At 62.1% G+C, this 1,313-nt stretch carries 1 protein-coding gene; it reads left to right on the forward strand.

All coding sequences use genetic code 11. The features are described from left to right. Nucleotides 1-1,313, forward strand: a 1,313-nt coding sequence (locus tag KGQ19_RS48635) for a non-ribosomal peptide synthetase (RefSeq protein WP_212022440.1), incomplete at both ends; no start/stop codon positions are given.

The raw sequence follows: 1,313 nt of genomic DNA on the forward strand, positions 1-1,313 counted from the left end.
TGGTTTCGCGGGTCTTGATCAGGTTGCTTATGTGATGTTCACGTCTGGTTCGACGGGTGTGCCGAAGGGTGTGTCGATTAGTCAGCGGAATGTTTTGGCGTTGGTGGATGATGGTTGTTGGCGGGGTGGTCGGCATTCTCGGGTGTTGATGCATTCTCCGCATTCGTTTGATGCGGTGACGTATGAGATGTGGGTGCCGTTGTTGGCGGGTGGGACGGTGGTTTTGTTTGAGGATGGGTTGTTGGATTTGGCGGGTTTGGAGCGTGTGTTGGTGGGGCGTGGGGTGACGGGGTTGTATTTGACGAAGGCTTTGTTTGATGTGGCGGTGGCGGAGATTCCGGGGGCGTTGGGGTGTGTGTCGGAGGTGTGGACGGGTGGTGAGGAGGCGTCGGTTGGGTCGGTGAATCGGGCGGCGGTGGTGTGTCCGGGGTTGTCGGTGGTGAATGTGTGGGGGCCGACGGAGACGACGGTGTTTGCGACTTTTCAGGTGACGGGTGGGGGTGTGCCGTTTGTGGATTCGGTGCCGGTGGGGGTGCCGATGGATGGGACGCGGGTTTATGTGTTGGATGGGGGTTTGGGGTTGGTGCCGGTTGGTGTGGTGGGGGAGTTGTATGTGGGTGGTGATCGGTTGGCGCGGGGTTATCACCGGCGGTCGGGGGTGACGGCGTCGCGGTTTGTGCCGGATCCGTTTGGTGGTGTGGGTGAGCGGATGTATCGGACGGGTGATTTGGTGCGGTGGGGTGCTTCGGGGGTGTTGGAGTTTGTGGGGCGGGTTGATGGTCAGGTGAAGGTTCGGGGTTTTCGGGTGGAGTTGGGTGAGGTGGAGGCGCATTTGGTGGCGTTTCCGGGGGTGGCGCGTGCGGTGGTGGTGGTGCGTGAGGATTCTCCGGGGGATAAGCGGTTGGTGGGTTATGTGGTGCCCTCTGGTGGTGTGGTGGGGGGTTTTGATTGGGTGGCGTTGCGGGGGTTTTTGTCGGGTCGTTTGCCGGGGTTCATGGTGCCGTCGGCGTTTGTGGAGTTGGCGGAGTTGCCGTTGACGGCGCATCGGAAGGTGGATCGGCGGGCGTTGCCGGCTCCGGTGGTGGGTTCCGGTTCCAGTGCGGGTGCGGGTTCGGTGGTGGAGGAGTTGTTGGGTGGTTTGTTCGCGCAGGTGTTGGGGTCGTCGGTGGTGCCGGGGGTGGATGAGGATTTCTTCGGGCTTGGTGGGCATTCGTTGTCGGCGATGCGTTTGGTGAATCGGGTGCGTGGGGTTTTCGGGGTGGAGGTGGCGATCCGGGATCTGTTCGACCGTCCGACGATCCAGGCCCTCGCCC

This window comes from Catenulispora pinistramenti (assembly GCF_018274385.1).
GTDB classification, from domain to species: domain Bacteria; phylum Actinomycetota; class Actinomycetes; order Streptomycetales; family Catenulisporaceae; genus Catenulispora; species Catenulispora pinistramenti.